General features: G+C 65.0%; 22 protein-coding genes. 13 read left to right on the top strand and 9 right to left on the bottom strand.

The window, feature by feature from the left end; translation table 11 throughout:
• Genes AC3A6F_RS14820 through mpl form a run of 3 tightly spaced genes read right to left on the bottom strand, consistent with a single transcriptional unit; the run spans position 1 to position 2,557 of the window.
• Complete coding sequence (locus AC3A6F_RS14820; RefSeq protein ID WP_487681959.1) at positions 1 to 591, bottom strand: chorismate--pyruvate lyase family protein; 591 nt, start codon at positions 589 to 591, stop codon at positions 1 to 3.
• Positions 588 to 1,190 carry a YqiA/YcfP family alpha/beta fold hydrolase gene (locus AC3A6F_RS14815; protein ID WP_487681957.1) on the bottom strand — a complete coding sequence of 201 codons (603 nt, stop codon included), beginning with the start codon at positions 1,188 to 1,190 and terminating at the stop codon, positions 588 to 590. The genes AC3A6F_RS14820 and AC3A6F_RS14815 overlap by 4 nt, the downstream gene beginning before the upstream one ends.
• On the bottom strand, positions 1,187 to 2,557 hold the full coding sequence (mpl, locus tag AC3A6F_RS14810) for a UDP-N-acetylmuramate:L-alanyl-gamma-D-glutamyl-meso-diaminopimelate ligase (protein WP_487681955.1): 1,371 nt from the start codon (positions 2,555 to 2,557) through the stop codon (positions 1,187 to 1,189). The genes AC3A6F_RS14815 and mpl overlap by 4 nt, the downstream gene beginning before the upstream one ends.
• An 89-nt stretch (positions 2,558 to 2,646) precedes the next feature.
• Between mpl and AC3A6F_RS14805 the strand changes: the two genes are divergently transcribed.
• From AC3A6F_RS14805 to AC3A6F_RS14770, 8 genes are all read left to right on the top strand, one after another.
• Positions 2,647 to 3,282: a hypothetical protein gene (locus AC3A6F_RS14805; RefSeq protein WP_487681953.1), complete on the top strand. Its 636-nt coding sequence runs from the start codon at positions 2,647 to 2,649 to the stop codon at positions 3,280 to 3,282.
• Positions 3,283 to 3,285: 3 nt separating this feature from the next.
• Positions 3,286 to 3,843, top strand: a complete 558-nt coding sequence (locus AC3A6F_RS14800) for a TlpA family protein disulfide reductase (protein ID WP_487681951.1) — start codon at positions 3,286 to 3,288, stop codon at positions 3,841 to 3,843.
• A 132-nt stretch (positions 3,844 to 3,975) separates the two neighbouring features.
• Complete coding sequence (gene aroQ, locus AC3A6F_RS14795) at positions 3,976 to 4,407, top strand: type II 3-dehydroquinate dehydratase (protein WP_123072005.1); 432 nt, start codon at positions 3,976 to 3,978, stop codon at positions 4,405 to 4,407.
• Between the two features lie 95 nt (positions 4,408 to 4,502).
• On the top strand, positions 4,503 to 4,967 hold the full coding sequence (gene accB / locus AC3A6F_RS14790) for an acetyl-CoA carboxylase biotin carboxyl carrier protein (protein WP_147933322.1): 465 nt from the start codon (positions 4,503 to 4,505) through the stop codon (positions 4,965 to 4,967).
• Positions 4,968 to 5,081: 114 nt separating this feature from the next.
• Complete coding sequence (gene accC, locus AC3A6F_RS14785; protein ID WP_123072003.1) at positions 5,082 to 6,482, top strand: acetyl-CoA carboxylase biotin carboxylase subunit; 1,401 nt, start codon at positions 5,082 to 5,084, stop codon at positions 6,480 to 6,482.
• Positions 6,479 to 7,429 carry a 50S ribosomal protein L11 methyltransferase gene (prmA, locus tag AC3A6F_RS14780; protein WP_147933321.1) on the top strand — a complete coding sequence of 317 codons (951 nt, stop codon included), beginning with the start codon at positions 6,479 to 6,481 and terminating at the stop codon, positions 7,427 to 7,429. Before accC ends, prmA begins: the two co-directional genes overlap by 4 nt.
• 6 nt (positions 7,430 to 7,435) lie before the next feature.
• Positions 7,436 to 8,593, top strand: a complete 1,158-nt coding sequence (locus tag AC3A6F_RS14775) for a DUF3426 domain-containing protein (RefSeq protein WP_487681948.1) — start codon at positions 7,436 to 7,438, stop codon at positions 8,591 to 8,593.
• 11 nt (positions 8,594 to 8,604) lie between these two features.
• Positions 8,605 to 9,546: a carbohydrate kinase family protein gene (locus tag AC3A6F_RS14770; protein ID WP_487681946.1), complete on the top strand. Its 942-nt coding sequence runs from the start codon at positions 8,605 to 8,607 to the stop codon at positions 9,544 to 9,546.
• Positions 9,547 to 9,615: 69 nt separating this feature from the next.
• Here the strand turns inward: AC3A6F_RS14770 and AC3A6F_RS14765 are convergent, their stop codons facing one another.
• Both AC3A6F_RS14765 and AC3A6F_RS14760 read right to left on the bottom strand, forming a co-directional pair.
• Complete coding sequence (locus AC3A6F_RS14765; protein WP_123071999.1) at positions 9,616 to 10,143, bottom strand: YggT family protein; 528 nt, start codon at positions 10,141 to 10,143, stop codon at positions 9,616 to 9,618.
• A gap of 115 nt (positions 10,144 to 10,258) precedes the next feature.
• Positions 10,259 to 10,585 carry a hypothetical protein gene (locus AC3A6F_RS14760; protein ID WP_487681943.1) on the bottom strand — a complete coding sequence of 109 codons (327 nt, stop codon included), beginning with the start codon at positions 10,583 to 10,585 and terminating at the stop codon, positions 10,259 to 10,261.
• Positions 10,586 to 10,616: 31 nt separating this feature from the next.
• Between AC3A6F_RS14760 and AC3A6F_RS14755 the strand changes: the two genes are divergently transcribed.
• The 3 genes from AC3A6F_RS14755 (at position 10,617) to AC3A6F_RS14745 (ending at position 13,051) form a co-directional block, all read left to right on the top strand.
• Complete coding sequence (locus AC3A6F_RS14755) at positions 10,617 to 11,678, top strand: hypothetical protein (RefSeq protein ID WP_487681942.1); 1,062 nt, start codon at positions 10,617 to 10,619, stop codon at positions 11,676 to 11,678.
• A gap of 685 nt (positions 11,679 to 12,363) precedes the next feature.
• Positions 12,364 to 12,792, top strand: coding sequence for a DoxX family protein (locus AC3A6F_RS14750; RefSeq protein WP_487681940.1), 429 nt, complete (start codon positions 12,364 to 12,366; stop codon positions 12,790 to 12,792).
• Positions 12,793 to 12,796: 4 nt separating this feature from the next.
• A complete protein-coding gene (locus AC3A6F_RS14745; RefSeq protein ID WP_487681938.1) occupies positions 12,797 to 13,051 on the top strand; it encodes a hypothetical protein in 255 nt (84 codons plus the stop codon).
• Here the strand turns inward: AC3A6F_RS14745 and AC3A6F_RS14740 are convergent.
• Positions 13,023 to 13,916 (bottom strand): LysR family transcriptional regulator, encoded by an 894-nt coding sequence (locus AC3A6F_RS14740; RefSeq protein WP_487681936.1) that lies wholly within the window; start codon positions 13,914 to 13,916, stop codon positions 13,023 to 13,025. The two genes, AC3A6F_RS14745 and AC3A6F_RS14740, sit on opposite strands and share 29 nt — an antisense overlap.
• A gap of 131 nt (positions 13,917 to 14,047) precedes the next feature.
• Between AC3A6F_RS14740 and AC3A6F_RS14735 the strand changes: the two genes are divergently transcribed.
• Positions 14,048 to 14,476: a DoxX family protein gene (locus tag AC3A6F_RS14735; protein ID WP_487681935.1), complete on the top strand. Its 429-nt coding sequence runs from the start codon at positions 14,048 to 14,050 to the stop codon at positions 14,474 to 14,476.
• 4 nt (positions 14,477 to 14,480) lie between these two features.
• On the opposite strand, the gene AC3A6F_RS14730 is transcribed toward AC3A6F_RS14735, so the two are convergent.
• From AC3A6F_RS14730 to AC3A6F_RS14720, 3 genes are all read right to left on the bottom strand, one after another.
• Positions 14,481 to 14,888 (bottom strand): hypothetical protein, encoded by a 408-nt coding sequence (locus AC3A6F_RS14730; protein WP_487681933.1) that lies wholly within the window; start codon positions 14,886 to 14,888, stop codon positions 14,481 to 14,483.
• 74 nt (positions 14,889 to 14,962) lie between these two features.
• Positions 14,963 to 16,669, bottom strand: a complete 1,707-nt coding sequence (locus AC3A6F_RS14725) for a PQQ-dependent sugar dehydrogenase (RefSeq protein ID WP_487681931.1) — start codon at positions 16,667 to 16,669, stop codon at positions 14,963 to 14,965.
• 68 nt (positions 16,670 to 16,737) lie between these two features.
• Positions 16,738 to 17,424, bottom strand: coding sequence for a helix-turn-helix transcriptional regulator (locus AC3A6F_RS14720; protein ID WP_487681929.1), 687 nt, complete (start codon positions 17,422 to 17,424; stop codon positions 16,738 to 16,740).
• 75 nt (positions 17,425 to 17,499) lie between these two features.
• Here AC3A6F_RS14720 and AC3A6F_RS14715 point away from each other — a divergent pair, with 75 nt between their 5' ends.
• Positions 17,500 to 17,922 (top strand): VOC family protein, encoded by a 423-nt coding sequence (locus tag AC3A6F_RS14715; RefSeq protein WP_487681927.1) that lies wholly within the window; start codon positions 17,500 to 17,502, stop codon positions 17,920 to 17,922.
• Positions 17,923 to 17,977 lie beyond the last annotated feature (55 nt).

The raw sequence follows: 17,977 nt of genomic DNA, 5'->3' as shown, positions 1-17,977 counted from the left end.
TTAAGTAATGTTCTTCATGGTTGCGGCCGCTCTCAGACTCAGCACCGCGGGCAAGAATACCTCGGTGACCAGGAGCAGGCCTTGACGGCGGCGATAGACGCAGCGCCGCGCGTAATAAATGTTCGTGTCAGTGTCGCCTGGCTTGCCGAGCGCCGCGTGCGCACGGCGCACCAGTGGATGGTCGGCAGACAGACGCGCAAATTCCAGTTGCCCACGTCGCACCAGCGGATCGTAGAACAGCGTGGAGCCCAGCGAGCGCTCGCCCAGCGCCGAGAACAGCGGCCAATCGGTGGCGTCGCAATCCATCGGCACCACCGTGTGGGCGAATACCACCGGCTTGCCATCGCACTCCAGCAGCACTTCGCGTTCCCACGCCCGCTGGGGACGCGCCAGGCCAATCGCCTGCGCCTCGTCCGCCAGGCAGGTGGCGCTGCGCTGGTGCAGGCGGCGCACCCGGAACACGGCGCTGCAGGACACCAGGCGCGCCGTCAGCGAACCTTGTGTGAGCAGCCAGTCGTGCATGCCTTCCGGCGCGCGCACCGCGCGCGCATGCGGCTGCCACGCAGCCAGGCGTAAAGACTTGCCCTTCACTGCGCCGCGTCCACCGGGCCAAAGCCGCAGAACGCCAATACCTCATCCACATACTGCGCGAATTCCGGGATCGCATGGTCGCTGCCCTCGATCACGTGCTGGCGCGCCCCGGCATAGTGGGCCACCATATCGCGGTAGTCCAGCACTTCGTCGCCGGTCGCGGCCAGCAGGAAGTAACGCTCCGGCCGGGTGATCCGCGCCACGCGCAGCGCCTGCAACTCGCCGATGTACTCCTGGCGGAATTCGAACGGTTCGTCGGAGTGCCAGGCGGTGGTCACGCCGACATGCCTCTCAAGGTTGCGCGTCGGGTCGACCGAAGGATTGATGACGGCCGCGCGCACGCCCAGGCGTTCGGCCAGCCAGCATGCATAAAATCCGCCCAGCGAAGAGCCGACGATCGTTAGATTATCCGGCGCATATCGTTCGGCCAGCGCCAGCGCGAGGTCCATCGCCGCCTTCGGCGACGCTTGCAGCTGCGGGCAGATCAGGCGCTCACCCAGCCCTGCCTGCTCGAGCTTTTCCTGCACCACGCGCGCCTTGAACGAGCGCGGCGAGGAGCGAAAGCCGTGCAGGTACAGCAGGTACGGGGCCGAACTCATGGCGCCAGCGCGTCCAGCAGTTTCTGGTGCACGCCGCCAAAGCCGCCGTTGCTCATCACCAGGATGTGGTCGCCCGGCTGCGCCTGCTGCACGATGGCCTGCACCATATAGTCGATCTGGTCGAAGCTGTGCGCGATCTTGCCCAGCGGTTTCAGGGCGTCGGCCAGCGACCAGCCCAGCGCCTGCTGGCTGCCGAAGCCGAACACCAGGTCGGCATCCTTCAGGCTGCCCGGCAGCGCATCCTTCATGGCGCCCAGCTTCATCGTGTTCGAGCGCGGCTCGAGCACGGCCAGGATGCGCCCGCCCGTTCCCAGTTTTTGGCGCAGGCCGCCGACCGTGGTGGCGATCGCCGTCGGATGGTGGGCGAAGTCGTCGACCACGGTGATGTTATTGACCACGCCGCGCACTTCCATGCGGCGCTTGACGTTCTGGAAGCGCGCCAGCGAGTCGATGGCCTGGGCGGTCGGTACGCCGACGTGGCGCGCGGCGGCGATCGCGGCCAGCGCGTTCGAGCGGTTGTGCTTGCCGCTCAGGTCCCAGTGCACGGTGCCCTGCAGCTCGCCCTTGAACAGGACGTCGAAGCTGGCGCCGCCCGGATGTTCGACCATCGCCCAGTCGACGCCGTCGGCCGAACCGAAGCTTTCCTTGTCGCTCCAGCAGCCGCGCTTGAGCACGCGGCCGATCGACGCTTCGTCGCCATTCACGACCAGCCGGCCCACGCCCGGCACGGTGCGCACCAGGTGGTGGAACTGGGTCTCGATGGCGCCGATGTCGGGGAAGATGTCGGCGTGGTCGTATTCCAGGTTGTTCAGCACCGCGGTCTTGGCGTGGTAGTGCACGAACTTGCTGCGCTTGTCGAAGAAGGCGGTGTCGTATTCGTCGGCCTCGATCACGAAGAAGTCGCTCGGCTGGTCGCCATGCAGGCGCGCCGAGACGCCGAAATTCATCGGCACGCCGCCGATCAGGAAGCCAGGCGCATAGCCCGCGTCTTCCAGGATCCAGGCCAGCATCGAGGTGGTCGTGGTCTTGCCGTGCGTGCCGGCCACGGCCAGCACCCATTTTTCGCGCAAGATGTGTTCGCCGATCCACTGCGGGCCCGAGACATAAGGCAGGCCGCGGTTCAGGATCTCTTCGATCAGCGGATTGCCGCGCGTCATGACATTACCGATCACATACAGGTCGGGATCCAGCGCTACCTGCTCCGGGCCATAGCCCTGGATCAATTCGATCCCCTGGGCTTCCAGCTGGGTGCTCATCGGAGGATAGACGTTGGCATCGCAACCGGTCACGCGGTGGCCCGCCTCCTTGGCCAGGACGGCCAGGCCGCCCATGAAGGTGCCGCAGATGCCGAGGATATGAATGTGCATGGAGAGAATGTCTAGCCAATAATGAATGGACGAATACGCGATTCTACCCGAGCCGCTGTCATTTTCCGTTCAAGAGTATGATCCCAGGCATGATGCCGAATCTGAACAACGATCTCCTCCAGTTGCGTAACGAGATCGCCCTGTCCGCTGCGCGCATGATCGCGCAGGACGGCGCCGATCTCGATACCGCCCGCCGCAAGGCCGCCCGCCAGGTGCTGGGCGTCACCCCACCTAAACCGAATATGCTGCCCGACGACGGGCAGATCGAGGACGAGGTGCGTAAATACCTGGCCCTGTTCGGCGGCGCCGCCCATACCGAACGCCTGGCGCACCTGCGCGCCACCGCGCTGCAGGTGATGGAAGCGCTGGCCGACTTCCATCCCTATCTCACCGGCGCCGTCCTCAACGGCACCGCGGGCGAGCATGACCACATCCACCTTCAGTTGTTCGCCGACAGTGCCAAAGAGGTGGAAATCTACTTGCTCAACCGCAATGTTAATATCGACATTTCGGAAACCCCGCATTTCAAGGGGGGCCGCCATGCCGCGGTCGAGACCGTGACCTTCCCCTGGATGAAGGAAACGGTGCATGCCGAACTGTATGAGTATCAAGACCTGCGCGGCGCGCTCAAGCCGCGCGCCGACGGCCGTGTGCAACGCGTCGACATCGGCGGCCTGCGCGCGCTGATCGCGGCGGACGACAAGAGTGAACCCAGTGAAAGCTGAAGAATGAACAAGAAACATCTGGCCGCGTATGCGGCAGTCGCCGCACTGTTCGGCGTGATGGGCGCCCTGGTGGCGGTCTACAAGAAACCGGCGACCGTGGCTCCGGCGACTGTCGCCCACGACGGCCAGGTCACCAACCCGGCCATCAACCTGTATGCACAATCGCTCAACGACCTCGAAGGCAAGCCGCAGCCGCTGGCCCAGTGGAAGGGCAAGCCCTTGCTGGTCAATTTCTGGGCCACCTGGTGCGGTCCCTGCGTGCGCGAGATGCCCGAACTGATGCACCTGGCGAGCGAGGATGGCGGCAAGCGCTTCAACGTGATCGGCATCGGCATCGATTCGCCCACCAATATGAGCGAGTTCGCCGCCAAGATGAATGTCACCTATCCGCTGTACGTGGGCGGCATGGGCGGCACCGAGCTGTCGCGCGGGTTCGGCAATACGAATGGCGGCTTGCCGTATACGGTATTGATCGGCGCCGACGGCCAGGTGATCAAGACGTATCTCGGCGAACTGAAGTTCGACGAATTGCGCGCCGACCTTGCAAAGTTGGGCTCGTGACCCGGGCAAATTGCGAACGGTCGTACGATTATAACTGCTGCCAATTCCTCCTATCGACCGGCAATTTTACCGCTTGCCAATAGCTGAGCTAGGCGGCACAATGCCTGACTTTCGGGCAACCAGACACTCACCATGGCGAAAAAGCTCCTGCTGCTGAACGGCCCCAACCTCAATTTATTGGGGACGCGGGAACCGGCGGTGTACGGAACGGCCACACTGGCCGACATCGAGCAGGCGGCAGTCGCACAAGCCCAGGCAGCTGGCGCAGCACTGGAACACTTCCAGAGCAACCATGAGGGAGCGTTGATCGACCGTATCCATGCCGCGCGCAGCGAGGGCGTGGATTTTATCGTCATCAACCCTGGCGGCCTGACCCATACCAGCGTAGCCCTGCGCGATGCGTTCGCCTCGGTGGCCATTCCCTTCGTGGAGGTGCATATTTCGAATATCCACCAACGCGAGTCCTTCCGGCACCATTCTTATTTGTCGGGAATCGCGCGCGGCGTGATCTGCGGGCTGGGGACGGACGGATATCGGTTTGCCATCGACTTCGCACTTAAATAGCGTTAATCTACGTCAACTTCATGTAACAGCGGCCGTTCGACTATCCTGATGGTAGCGGCCTGCTCTCTAAAACGAATAATTCCAAGGGGTTTCACATGGATCTACGAAAACTCAAGACTTTGATCGACCTGGTCGCTGAATCGGACATCGCCGAACTCGAAGTGACCGAAGGCGAAAGCAAGGTTCGCATCGTCAAGTCGTCCGCAATCCCGCAGAACCAGATGGTCATGCTGCCGCACCAGGGCGTGCAGCAATACTCGGCGCCCGCGGCTCCTGCCGCCGCGCCAGCGCCGGCAGCCGCGCCGGCCGTCGCCGCCGAACCGACCGGCCACGTGGTCAAGTCGCCGATGGTCGGCACCTTCTACCGTTCGTCCGCGCCTGGCGCCGCCGCCTTCGTCGAAGTCGGCGCGAACATCAAGGAAGGCGACACCCTGTGCATCATCGAAGCGATGAAGCTCCTGAACGAAATCGATGCCGATGTCTCCGGCACCGTCACCAAGATCCTCGTGGAAAACGGCCAGCCGGTCGAATTCGGCCAGCCACTGTTCGTGATCGGCTGATCTGCTTCTCCAAGCCGGCCGCGCGCATGACGCGCCGCCGGCTAACCTCCATGACGTGTCCGGCGCCGCCTGTTGTTTCAGCCGCGCCGGTTTTCACTGAATACCGGACCTACCATGTTTGAAAAAATCCTCATCGCCAACCGTGGTGAAATCGCGCTGCGTATCCAGCGCGCCTGCCGCGAGCTGGGCATCAAGACGGTCGTCGTCCACTCCGAGGCCGACAAGGACGCCAAGTACGTGAAACTGGCGGACGAATCGGTCTGCATCGGACCGGCGCAATCGACCCTGTCCTACCTGAACATGCCCGCGATTATCAGCGCGGCCGAAGTGACCGACGCCGAAGCGATCCACCCGGGCTATGGCTTCCTGTCCGAGAACGCCGACTTCGCCGAGCGCGTCGAGAAATCGGGCTTCGTCTTCATCGGCCCGCGTTCCGACTCGATCCGCCTGATGGGCGACAAGGTCTCGGCCAAGCAGGCGATGATCCGCGCCGGCGTGCCGTGCGTGCCCGGTTCGGACGGCGCCCTGCCGGACGACCCGAAGGAAATCGTGCAGACCGCGCGCCGCGTGGGCTACCCGGTCATCATCAAGGCCGCCGGCGGCGGCGGTGGCCGCGGCATGCGCGTGGTGCATACCGAAGCCGCGCTGCTCAACGCCGTGCAGATGACCAAGACCGAAGCCGGCACCGCCTTCGGCAATCCGGAAGTCTATATGGAGAAGTTCCTGGAGAATCCGCGTCACGTGGAGATCCAGATCCTGGCCGACGAACATAAGAACGCCGTCTGGCTGGGCGAACGCGACTGCTCGATGCAGCGCCGCCACCAGAAGGTGATCGAGGAAGCGCCGGCGCCGGGCATCCCGCGCAAACTGATCGAGAAGATCGGCGACCGCTGCGCCGAAGCCTGCCGCAAGATCGGCTACCGCGGCGCCGGCACCTTCGAATTCCTGTACGAGAACGGCGAGTTCTACTTCATCGAGATGAACACCCGCGTCCAGGTCGAGCACCCGGTCACCGAGATGATCACCGGGATCGACATCGTGCAGGAGCAGATCCGCATCGCCTGCGGCGAGAAGCTGCGCTTCCGCCAGCGCGACATCATGCTGTCGGGGCACTCGATCGAGTGCCGCATCAATGCCGAGGATCCGTTCAAGTTCACCCCGTCGCCAGGCCGCATCACCGGCTGGCATCCGCCGGGCGGCCCTGGCATCCGTGTCGATTCGCACTCGTATGCGGGATACTATGTGCCACCTCATTACGACTCGATGATCGGCAAGGTAATTTCGTACGGTGCGACCCGTGAGCAGGCAATCCGCCGCATGCAAATCGCGCTCTCCGAAATGGTGGTTGAAGGTATCCTCACCAATATTCCGCTGCATCGCGAACTGATGGTCGACGCCCGCTTCATCGAAGGCGGCACCAACATCCACTACCTGGAGCAGAAGCTGGCCGCCAAGCCCGACCTGCCGAAGGAAACGGCGCTCGGCGCCAAATCGGAAGCCAAGGTACAAGAATGAGCTGGACTGAAGTCGTCATCGAGATCGCCCGCGACCACGCGGAAGCGCTGTCCGACGCCCTGATGGAAGCCGGCGCGCTGTCGGTGTCCGTCGAGGACGCCGATGAAGGCACCGAGGACGAAAAACCCCTGTTCGGCGAGCCGGGCATGGAGCCGACCGAGGCCGCATGGGACCACAGCCGCGTCGTGGCCCTGACCGACACCGACGCCGACCAGCTGGCAATCGTCACCGAGGCCGCGCAGGCGGTCAAGCTGGCCGTGGTGCCGGCCTTCACCACCCGCAAGGTCGAAGACGCTGACTGGGTGCGCCTGACGCAATCGCAGTTCGAGCCTATCCACATCGGCAAGAACATCTGGGTCGTGCCGAGCTGGCACGAAGCGCCAGATCCGTCCGGCCTGATCCTCGAACTCGATCCGGGCCTGGCCTTCGGCACCGGCAGCCATCCGACCACCCGCCTGTGCATGGAGTGGCTCGAGGCCCATCCTGCGCCGGGCAAGTCGGTGCTGGACTACGGCTGCGGCTCGGGCATCCTGGCGATGGTAGCCAAGAAGCTGGGCGCGCAAGACGTCGCCGGCGTCGACATCGATCCGCAGGCGATCGAATCGGCGCGCGCCAACGCCGAACGTAACAAAGTCGAGATCGACTACTACCTGCCCGACACCTTCGCTGCCTCCGGCAACGAGCGTCATGCGGGCGGCAAGTTCGACATCGTCGTGGCCAACATCCTGTCGAGCCCATTGAAGCTGATGGCGCCGATGCTGGCCGGCCGCGTGGCCGCTGGCGGTTCGCTGATCCTGTCGGGCGTGCTGGCGCGCCAGGCGGAAGAAGTCGCCGCCGCCTATGCACCTTTCATCAAGCTGGGCGTCTGGGCCGAGCAGGACGGCTGGGTTGCCCTTCACGGGACGCTCGGCCAGGACAGCGCGCCGCCGCCCCGCTCTGGCGGCTAGGCAGGCATGGCGCTCGCCACCCAATGCCCCCACTGCGGCACGCTGTTCCGCGTCGCCGCGGACCAGCTCAAGCTGCGTGGGGGCATCGTGCGCTGCGGCGCCTGCCAGCAGGTCTTTGACGGCAATACGGGGCTGGTCGACCTGAACGCCCCGCCGTCTTTTCCCCCATCCCCTCCGCCTCCTTCAGTCGCCGAACCGGCCATTGCGCCAGACCTTCCCGCGACCGACGACACCGAACAACCGATCTATACGCTCGAATTCGACCGTACGCTGTCGCCGTTCGGGATCCTGCCGCATGCCACCAACGACGGGCAGGCCACGGTCGATCTCGAGCCGGATACGGGCGCCGCGGTGGCCGAGCTACCGGTCGACGAAGAGATCGTGGCCGCCCCGCCGCCGGACGATGGGCGCGACGAGCCTGAGTCCGCCCCCGAGTCCGAACCCGCAGCGCGCCAGCCAGCGCCCGACGCGCCGCCGCTGCTGCTGCGCGAATCGGCCGGCGGCTCGCCGCCGATCGTCTCGCCTGCGCCTTCGCTGCCAGCGAAATCCCCGCGCGCACGCGCCGCCGACGCCCGTTCGCGCCGTTCCAAGCTGACCCCGACCCGGATCGAAGACACGCCCAAGCTGCGCGTGCCCGAGATCGACGAACCCGAGTTCGTGCGCCGCGGCCGCCAGCGCGAGCAATCGAGCAGGGCCATGCGCATCGCGATGATCGCCGGCAGCATCCTGCTGCTGCTGGCGCTCGCCCTGCAGGCCATGGTGAGCTTCCGCGACGTATTGGCCGCCCGCTATCCGGGCCTGCGTCCGGCCCTGGTCTCGACCTGCGCCCTGTTCGGCTGCCAGGTCGGGCTGCCGGCGCGGCCCGATGCGCTGGTGATCGAGACCGGAGAGTTGATTACCCTGGGCGGCAACGCCTATACCCTGAGCACCGTGCTGCGCAACGGCGGCGACCTGGCGCTGGCGTGGCCCAGCATCGAACTGACCCTGAACGACGCCGACGACAAGCCGCTGGTGCGGCGCGTGTTCGGTCCGCGCGACTACGTTCCCCAGCTTGCCGACTCCATCACCGGCTTCGGCGCGCGCGCCGAGCAGCCGGTCAAGATCCATTTCAGGCTGGAAGGACTCGAACCTTCCGGCTACCACATTGCCGTTTTCTACCCCTGAAGGCTGACCCCATGACCAAAACCGCCCTGATCTGCGGCTCGCTCGCATTCGACAAGATCATGCAATACCACGGCCGCTTCGGCGACACCCTGCTGGCCGACCAGCTGCACCGCGTGAACGTGTCGTTCCTGGTGCCGACCCTGCGCACCGAATACGGCGGCTGCTCGGCCAACATCGCCTACAACCTCCAGCTGCTGGGCGGCGAACCGCTGATCATGGGCACCCTGGGCATGGACGGCGGCGACTACCTTAAACGCATGCAGGAGCAAGGACTCCAGACGCGCGGCATCCGCACCATCGCCGACGCCTATACCGCGCAGTGCTTCGTCACCGCCGACCAGGACAACAACCAGATCAACGCCTTCCACCCGGGCGCGATGCAGTTCTCGCACGAGAACAACGTGGCCGACCAGGGCCAGCTGGCGGTGGCGATCATCTCGCCGGACGGCCGCGACGGCATGATCAAGCACGCACGCGACTGCGCCGAACTGAAGGTGCCGTTCATGTTCGATCCGGGCCAGCAGCTGCCGATGTTCTCGGGCGACGAGCTGATCACCTTCATCGGCCAGGCCAGCTACCTGGCGTGCAACGACTATGAATTCGAGATGGTGATGGACCGCACCGGTTTGTCCCAGGCCGATATCGCGGCGCGCCTGGACGCGCTGATCATCACGCGCGGCGCCGAAGGTTCCGACATCCACGCCGGTGGCGAGCACCATCGCATCCCGGCCGTGCAGGCAGCCAACGTGGTCGACCCGACCGGCTGCGGCGACGCCTACCGCGCCGGCCTGCTGTTCGGCATCACCAATGGCCTCGACTGGCCGACCAGCGGCCGCATCGCCAGCCTGCTGGGCGCGATCAAGATCGCCTCGCAAGGCGGCCAGAACCACAGCTTCACGCCGCAGGAATTCGACCAGCAGTTCGAGGCGGCGTTCGGCTTCACCTTCCGCTGATTTTCCCGCCTGCGCAGGATAAAAAAATGGCCCTGCGATGCAGGGCCATTTTGTTGTGGGGGTCGACGGTCAGAAGCCGAACACCTGCCTCAACACGAACAGCAGGATCTGGATCAGCACCAGCGCCACCAGCACCGACAGGTCAATGCCGCCGATCGGCGGGACCACGCGCCGGATCGGGCGCAGCACCGGCTGGTTCAGGGCGTGCACGAACGGCGCCAGCGGCGCGTTCGGGTTCACCCAGCTGAAGATCGCCTCGATGATCAGGAGCGCCATGAAGCCGTACAGGATCCAGTTCAGGAAGCGGTGCAGCGCATACAGCAGCACCATCTCGCCGCTGCCGCCTTGTAGCAGCAGGAGCGTGCTGGCCACCAGCACCACCAGGAAGGCGCCGATCAGGCTCGCCCAGTCGTAGCCCTTGGTGCCCGGCACCACGCGCCGCAGCGGCATCACCAGCCAGTCGGTAATGGTGTGCACGAACTGGCGGATCTGGTCGGGCAGGCGCACGCGGATGGCGTTCGTCCAGAAGCGCAGCAGCAGCACCCCACCCAGCAAGCCTGCGATGATATCGACGATAAACTGAAGAATGGACAGCACGGACTCTCCTCAAAAAAAAACCGCTGTGCGAACAATCACACAGCGGCATTGTGCCTGAAGCAGACCCGACTTGCCATGCGCACATGGTGCGCGGCAGGTTGGGCGTCGTCCGGTATTAAGGACGGCTGCTGGTCGGGAACGGCCAGGCGGTCGGCGCCAGCACGGTCTTTGCTGCAGGAGCGGCGCTTGGCGCTGCCGGAGCGGCCGCAGGTGCGGCTGCCGGTTGCGCGGCGGTGGTCGTCGCTGCCGGCTTGGCGGCCGGCTTCTTGGCCGCTGGCTTTTTCGCTTCCGGCTTGGCTTCGACCTTGGCGTCGGTCTTCACTTCCGGCTTGGTTTCGGCCTTGGTGTCGACTTTCGCTTCCGGCTTGGCTTCGGCCTTGGTCACGACTGCTGGCTTGACTTCTGGCTTTGCGGCAACGGTCTTGGTTGCTGCAGCTTTCACTGGTGCAGCTTTTTTAGCGGCTGGAGCAGCCTTGTTTGCAGCCGGCGCAGCTTTATTAGCGGCCGGCGAGGCTTTTTTTGCTGCGGGCGACGCTTTCTTCACAGCTGGTTTTGCGGCGGTTTTGGTGGCGGTCGCTTTTTTCGCTGCCGGTTTGGCGGCGGTTTTAGTCGCGGTCGCTTTCTTTACTGCCGGTTTTGCGGCGGTTTTGGTCGCAGTCGCTTTTTTCGCTGCCGGTTTAGCGGCGGTTTTGGTCGCGGTTGCTTTCTTTGCTGCCGGTTTGGCGGCGGTTTTGCTTGCGGTGACTTTCTTCGCTGCCGGTTTGGCGGCGGTTTTGGTCGCGGTCGCTTTCTTCGCTGCCGGTTTGGCGGCTGCCTTGGTGGCGGTCGCTTTCTTCGCTACCGGTTTAGCGGCTGCCTTGCTTGCAGTCGCTTTTTTGGCTGCAGGTTTAGCTGCGGCTTTGGTCGCGGTTTTAGCGGTCGACTTGGCGGCTGGTTTAGCGGCGGCCTTTTTCGCTGCCGGCTTGGCTGCTGGTTTAGCGGCGGCTTTCTTTGCTGCCGGCTTGGTTGCCGACTTAGTTGTCGACTTGGTTGCCGACTTAGCTGCTGGTTTAGCAGCGGCTTTCTTTGCTGCCGGCTTGGCTGCCGGTTTAGCGGCGGCTTTCTTCGCTGCCGGTTTAGCGACGGCTTTCTTCGCTGCCGGTTTAGCAGCAGCTTTCTTCGCTGCCGGCTTGGTTGCCGACTTAGCTGCTGGTTTAGCAGCGGCTTTCTTCACTGCAGGCTTTGCTGCCGATTTGGTCGCGGTTTTGGCCGTTGCTTTGGTAGCAGTGGTTTTGGTCGCGGCGGTCTTGGTAGCAGTAGCTTTCTTTGCAACAGGCTTAGCAGCGGTTTTCGCTGCCGGCTTGCTCACTGCCTTGGCTGCCGGCTTGGCGACTGCCTTGGTGGTGGTGGTCTTGGTCGCGACTTTCTTTGCGACTGGTTTCTCTGCTGCAGTCTTTGCATTCGACTTCGTCGTGGACGAAGGCGCGCTCTTTACTGCTGCCTTTGCTGCTGGTTTCTTAGCGGTTGCCATTCTTGTTCTCCTTCATCTGCGATGAGAAATACGCTCAAGGTTTAAAACCCGCCGGATCAAACCCGGCGAATTATTCATCGGACCAAAGCAAGCGTCGATTTAGGCCAATGAATCCGGCACCGGCTGAACTGCTGCAACTCCTCACAGTTGCAGCGCTTCAGCCAACGTCGACAGGTCACCGTTCCAGCGTTTCACATCGCTACCCTTGCGGGTGCGAAAAGAAAAAGCCGCCTTGCCTGAGCAATTGGTCAGACAAGCCGGCTTGTTCTTTTCGCTTCGCTTCCGTGCATACTGTTTGGTTCAGCGTCCTATTATTCGATCGATTTTGCCCGATGCCCGCGACAATATCACATCTTCTCGATTTGACAAATTCAATCACGTAAAGTACGCGCATTCTTTGTGAGCGCGCAACCGTGAATCGCAAAAAAAGTCGCGTGATTGGGACGGTGAATTGCGCACCAAAGCGCCAATCGGCGACATGCCCCGCATGCGCTGCCGCCTTTACCTATCGCATTTCAACTGATCGATAAGCTGGAATCACGCCGGCATCTTGCCTCCGCCAGCGGGCCGTATTCCAGTTTCCAGCGCCGCATGTCCGCAAAGCACCCGCCCACATACCACTGCATCTGAATCAACGTCATCCGAGTAAGTCTGGCTGTACGCGAAAGCTCACTTTCCTCACCCAATTACGCCAGTCGAAAGGACCATCCATGTCATCCCATTTGCTCCACGACAGTCCCTCAGCCGTCCCGGCACTCGGCCGCATCATGATGGCCATCATCTTCCTCTTCAGCGGCATCGAAAAGGTACTGGACCCTGGCCACACCATCGAGGCAATCCGCGCGGTAGGACTGCCCTTTGCCCATCTCGGCCTGGCCATTGCCGTCTTGCTTGGGCTGGGCGGCGGCGCCATGCTCGTCCTGGGCATCAGGACGCGCATGGTGGCGCTCGTCCTTGCGGTGTACTGCCTGGTCGCCGGTATCATCTTCCACAATCCGTTCGGCGGCATTGCGCAGGCCATCCAGCTGGTCAAGAACATCGCGATCGCCGGCGGCCTGCTGCAGGTGGCGGCATTCGGCGCGGGCCGCTACGCGCTCGACCGGATGCCGGGCGGGCGCGAAACCATCCACCGGGCGTAAGGCCATGCCACGCCGCAAGGAGTCGCCGGCCGCACGCATCCTCATCGGCGTGGGCGGCCTCGCCATCGCCGCTGCCGTCATCAGTGGCGCGACGCTCGCCTCCCGGCATGCGCTTGCACCGGAGCGCAGCACGGACGGCCCGGACTTCGATCCCATGCTGGCGAGTGCGATCTGCGCTTCCGGGCGCGCCGCGCCGCCGCTGCCGGCGCGTCAGGAGAACGCATTCGCCGTCAGCCGTCGCATTTCAGACGCTCGATGAACCAGCGCCCCGCCGGCCCCGGCGGCTGGTCCCGCATGAAGATCGCGTGCATCGAAAAGCCCGATCCGAGCACCGGATGCGTCTCGAGTTCGATGCGCACCAGCGCGCCGCTCGCCAGGTCTTGCTCGACCATATGCAGCGGCATATTCCCCCAGCCCAGGCCGGCGCGCAGGAAGGCGTGCTTGGCGCCGAGGTCGGCCAGGCGCCAGATGCGCGGCGACAGCACGCCGAAGTCGCGGCCCCGCGTCAGCGTCGAACGGTCGGTCAGCACCAGCTGCACGTAGTTCTGCGCTTCTGCGCGCATCACCGTGCCCTCGGTGCGCGCCAGCGGATGGCCGGGCGCGACCACGGTCGCCGCCTGCACGCCGAGCAGGTATTCCGAGGCGCATGCGGCCGGCACTTCCGGGAACGAACCGATCACCGCGATGCGGCACTGGCCATCGAGCAGCGGCTGCACCACGGCGCCGAGCGCCTCGACGTACAGGCGCAGCGGCGTCGATGGAAATTCGCGGTGGAAGGCCTGTACCGCCTCGGTCAGCTTCGCGATCGGATACATCACGTCGACCGCCACCGAGAGCTCCGGCTCCAGGCCCTCGGCCAGCATGCGCGCCTTCGCCTTGAACGCATCCATGCTGTCGGCCGCGTGGCGCGCCTCGGCCAGCAGGGCGCGTCCGGCCTCGGTCAGCTGCGGATAACGGCCCGAGCGGTCGAACAGCGCAAAGCCCACCTGCGCCTCGAGATTGGCCAGCGTGTGGCTCACCACCGACTGCGCGCGCCGCAGCTTGCGGCCGGCGGCGGAAAAGCTGCCCTCATCGGCTGCGGCAATGAAGGTGCGCAGCTGGTCCATGGACATCCCGTCAAGCATCCATCTACTCCATCGATAGTTGATATCGAATTATATAGGCTTCTTGGATCGATCAGATGGGTCTAAGATGATCTTCATGGACGCCGCACACGCAATGGCGTCAACCAAAACAACCATTGAAAGGAACGACCATGACCGCCAACGCCACCCACACCAGCCAATCCATCGTCCCCGCCATCGGCCGCATCCTGATGGCCACGATCTTCGTCTTCAGCGGCGTCGGCAAGGCGCTGGCGCCGGAGGGCACCCTGGGCTACATCCAGTCGGTCGGCCTGCCTTTCGCCTCGCTCGCCCTGATCGGCGCGATCGCCATCGAGGTCGGCGGCGGCGCCCTGCTGGCTCTCGGCTACAAGACCCGCCTCGTCGCGGCCGGCCTGGCGGCATTCTCGCTGGTGACGGCCTTCGTGTTCCATAACGCGATCGGCGACCAGAACCAGCTGATCCATCTGCTGAAGAACGTCGCGATGGCCGGTGGCCTGCTGCAGGTGGTGGCCTTCGGCGCCGGCGCCTGGAGCCTGGACGCCGCCGCCGGCCGCAAGGCCGCCCCGCTGGCAGCCTGAAGGTTCACAGGCCGAAGGGCCCGTACCAGTAAGTGATGTCGATGACGCCGCCACGCTTTGATACATAGGCCTGGCGCGTTTCGCAGTTGACGAACAGCGAGCGGTAGGTGCCATCCAGCTGGGGCGTCAGCAAGCCGGTCGGATGGCTACCGAGAGGAATCAGCAGGCCCTTCGAGTGCCCCTGCTTCGGATCGGTATTCGTGTTGAGCATGCCGGCCAGCTTGAACCCGCCCTGGCCGTCGCGCGCAACTGCGCGTTCGATCAGTCCGGCGCAGGCTGGGTCCGGTGGCGCATTCCGCACATACTCGGCCAGCACCAGCGGCGGCAGGACGACGGGTTCCGGCTGCCTCGAGGCACAGGCCCCGAGGGTGAGGGCAGGGAAAACCGCCAGCAAAATGACAGGGTGTCGCATGCGCCGCTCCAGATTGTGGGTCGACGCAGCGACCGCCGCGTCGATCCCATCCTAGCGCAAGCGCCGGTTCTGATCTAGCGTTTAGGGACGATACGCCACACTATGCCGCCGGCATCGTCCACCACCAGCAAGGCGCCGTCGGCCGCCACTTCGACCGCGGCCGGGCGGCCCCAGACGTCGCGGTCGCTGATCACCATGCCGCTCATGAAGTCCTGGTACTGCCCGGTCGGCACGCCATCCTTCATGAACACGCGCGCCACCTTGTAGCCGGTGCGCACGCCGCGGTTCCAGGAGCCGTGCAGCGCGACGAAGACCTCACCCTCGTACTCCTTCGGGAAGGCGTGCTTGGCGCCCTTCGGCGCATGGTAGACCACCATGCCCAGCGGCGCCGAGTGGGCCTGCAACAGCACGTCGGGGGTGATCGTCTTGCCCTTCAGGTCCGGACGGATGCCCTTCAGGCGCGGGTCTTCGTTGTCGCCGATGTAGTACCACGGCCAGCCGTAGAAGCCGCCCTGCTTCACGCGGGTCAGGTAGTCCGGCGGCAGGTTGTCGCCCAGCGCGTCGCGCTCGTTCACATTGCACATCACGTCGCCGGTGGCTGGATACACCAGCAGGCCGACGCAGTTGCGCAGGCCGGTCGCATAGGTGCGGCGGTTCTTGCCGTCCGGATCGAAGGCCATCACGGTGGCGCGGTCAGTCTCGACGCCCCACGAGCTGCCTACGCCATGCCGTTTTTCCCACTCGGCGATCGGCAGCGGTGGCTTCGGCCCGATGTCGGCGGCGACGTTGGTGGCCGAGCCGATCGACAGCAGCATCGTCTTGTCGTCCTTCGAGAACACCAGGGTGCGGGTGGTATGGCCGCCGCTGGTCTCGGACAGCTCGGGGATCACCACCTCGGCTTGCGCGCGCGCCTTCAGGTCGCCGTTGCGGTAGGGGATGCGCACCACCGAATTGACGTTGGCCACGTACAGGTACTGCGGGTTGGCGCCGGAAGGCCAGAACGCCATGCCGTAAGGACGCGACAGGCCGGTGGCGAACACTTCGGCGGTATCGGCCTTGTCGCCGTTCTTCGAGCGCAGCACCTTCACTTCACCGGCACCGGTCGCGGCCAGGAACACGTCGCCGTTCGGCGCACGCAGCGCCACGCGCGGCTTGTCGGCATCCTGGGCAAACACGCTCACCTCGAAGCCCGGCATCACGCTAGGGGTCGTGCCGTTCGGACGCGCCTGCACGCGCGGGCTGTTGCCGGCGCTGTCGGTGGCGAACGGTTTGGCCAGGTCGGTCGGCTTGATGTGGAAGACCTTGCCGGGCTGGGTGTCGTCCCAGGAGCCGGCGCGGTCCGCCGGCTTGGCGGCTGCGGCAGGTGCAGCCTTGGCGCCAGCAGGGCCTTGCAGGCTGGCCAGGTAGTCGATCAGCGCGGTGCGCATCTTCTGGTCAGGCAGGCCGACCGGCATCGTGGTGCCGGGCACGCGCTTGGCCGGGTCGAGCAGGAAGACGTCCAGTTCTTCGCGGGTCCAGACCAGACCCGCGGCGCCGGCCTTGGCCAGCGCGCCCGAATAACCGAAGCCGGGCACGCCGGCGGCCTTGCGGCCGACGACGCCGAACATGCCGGGACCGGCCAGCGGCGACAGCTTCGCATCGACCGTGTGGCAGCTGGCGCAGTTGTTCTGGAAGATGGTGCGGCCGGCGGTGATCTGCGGCGCGGAAGCGGCGTGAGCGACGGATACCGTCGCCAGGCTGGCGAGCATGAGGGCATGCAGCGTCAGGGTATTGGCTTGCAAGGTTGTCTCCTGGTCAGGCGTGAAAAATCGCCATCATAGGGCAAGTTATCCCCGCACAGGCATTTCATTCATCGAGCTATCGCCAGCCGCTCGCCATAGTCGCGCAGCAGCGCCGCGCGGCGCGGCCTGAAGCTGGCGCCGGTGGCCGCGACCGAGGCGATGCGGTCGGCGCGGAACATCCGGAAGTCGTCGCGCAGGCAGCAGCGCGCCAGCACCACCAGCATGCGGTCGAGGTAGACGATGGCGAGCGGCCAGATCGTGCGGCTGGTCGCGGCGCCATCGCGGTCTACGTAGTCGATCGTGAGCGCTTCCTCGCGCCAGCAGCAGGCGCGGATCAGCGCCATGTCGGGCAGGCGCGCGAAACGCTCGCTGAAATGGTGGACCCGCGACACAGCATGCAGCAGATGCTGCTGGCCCAGCGACGGCAGGGTCGCGGCCACCTTGGCCAGCACCGCCTCCGCCGCCGCGACGAGCTGCGGGTCGCCCATGCCGCGCACTTCGGCGAGGCCAAGGGTGAGCGCCTCGATCTCGATGCGGCTGAACGCCTGCGGACGCAGCGTGCCGTCTTCGACCAGCGTGTAGCCGAATCCGCGCTCGCCGCCGATCTCGGCGCCGCCCGCGCGCAGGGTCTCGATGTCGCGGTAGACCGAACGCACCGACACCCCGGTTTCCTGCGCCAGCTGGGCCGCCGTAACCGGCGTGGGCAGGCGGCGCAGGGCATCGAGGAGGCGAAATAAACGATTGGTACGCGACATCTTCTACTGACAAGAACTGGCAGGACGGATGGCTATAGTAGCACCCGTCTTCCACACCCCACCAAGGAGTTTTCGATGTCCGTCCAGGTAGTCACCCACCTCAACTTCCAGGGCCAGGCGCGCGCCGCGCTGGCCTATTACCAGTCCGTGTTCGGCGGCGACATCGCGCAGGTCACCTATGCGCAGTTTGGCCGCGTCGCCGACCCGGCGGATGCGGAGCGGATCGCCTGGGGCCAGGTGGTCGCCCCCAACGGCTTTCGCATCATGGCCTTCGACGTGGCGAGCGGCACGCCGTGGCACCAGGGAGAGAACGCGTTCTACGTCTCGCTGCGCGGCGGTTCGGAACAGGAGATCAGGGCGCTGTGGGAGGGCTTGGCGCAGGAAGCCCGCATCGTGCATCCGCTGGCGCCGGCCCAGTGGTCGCCCTTGTACGGCATGCTGAAGGACCGCTTCGGCGTGACGTGGTTGGTCGATGTCGCCGGCACTGAAGGCGCCTGAGCCGCTTAAAAAAAGAAACCCCGCAGCTGCGGGGTTTCGTCATTCAGGCGACGCC

It is taken from the genome of Massilia sp. Soil_C_3, assembly GCF_057657035.1.
This window is presented reverse-complemented; position numbering and strand designations above follow the sequence as displayed.

Coding starts and splice junctions, on each gene's coding strand:
- AC3A6F_RS14815 (WP_487681957.1), bottom strand. CDS start 1,190: ATGAGTTCGGCCCCGTACCTGCTGTACCTGCACGGCTTTCGCTCCTCG.
- mpl (WP_487681955.1), bottom strand. CDS start 2,557: ATGCACATTCATATCCTCGGCATCTGCGGCACCTTCATGGGCGGCCTG.
- AC3A6F_RS14805 (WP_487681953.1), top strand. CDS start 2,647: ATGATGCCGAATCTGAACAACGATCTCCTCCAGTTGCGTAACGAGATC.
- AC3A6F_RS14800 (WP_487681951.1), top strand. CDS start 3,286: ATGAACAAGAAACATCTGGCCGCGTATGCGGCAGTCGCCGCACTGTTC.
- aroQ (WP_123072005.1), top strand. CDS start 3,976: ATGGCGAAAAAGCTCCTGCTGCTGAACGGCCCCAACCTCAATTTATTG.
- accB (WP_147933322.1), top strand. CDS start 4,503: ATGGATCTACGAAAACTCAAGACTTTGATCGACCTGGTCGCTGAATCG.
- accC (WP_123072003.1), top strand. CDS start 5,082: ATGTTTGAAAAAATCCTCATCGCCAACCGTGGTGAAATCGCGCTGCGT.
- prmA (WP_147933321.1), top strand. CDS start 6,479: ATGAGCTGGACTGAAGTCGTCATCGAGATCGCCCGCGACCACGCGGAA.
- AC3A6F_RS14775 (WP_487681948.1), top strand. CDS start 7,436: ATGGCGCTCGCCACCCAATGCCCCCACTGCGGCACGCTGTTCCGCGTC.
- AC3A6F_RS14770 (WP_487681946.1), top strand. CDS start 8,605: ATGACCAAAACCGCCCTGATCTGCGGCTCGCTCGCATTCGACAAGATC.
- AC3A6F_RS14750 (WP_487681940.1), top strand. CDS start 12,364: ATGTCATCCCATTTGCTCCACGACAGTCCCTCAGCCGTCCCGGCACTC.
- AC3A6F_RS14745 (WP_487681938.1), top strand. CDS start 12,797: ATGCCACGCCGCAAGGAGTCGCCGGCCGCACGCATCCTCATCGGCGTG.
- AC3A6F_RS14740 (WP_487681936.1), bottom strand. CDS start 13,916: ATGCTTGACGGGATGTCCATGGACCAGCTGCGCACCTTCATTGCCGCA.
- AC3A6F_RS14735 (WP_487681935.1), top strand. CDS start 14,048: ATGACCGCCAACGCCACCCACACCAGCCAATCCATCGTCCCCGCCATC.
- AC3A6F_RS14730 (WP_487681933.1), bottom strand. CDS start 14,888: ATGCGACACCCTGTCATTTTGCTGGCGGTTTTCCCTGCCCTCACCCTC.
- AC3A6F_RS14720 (WP_487681929.1), bottom strand. CDS start 17,424: ATGTCGCGTACCAATCGTTTATTTCGCCTCCTCGATGCCCTGCGCCGC.
- AC3A6F_RS14715 (WP_487681927.1), top strand. CDS start 17,500: ATGTCCGTCCAGGTAGTCACCCACCTCAACTTCCAGGGCCAGGCGCGC.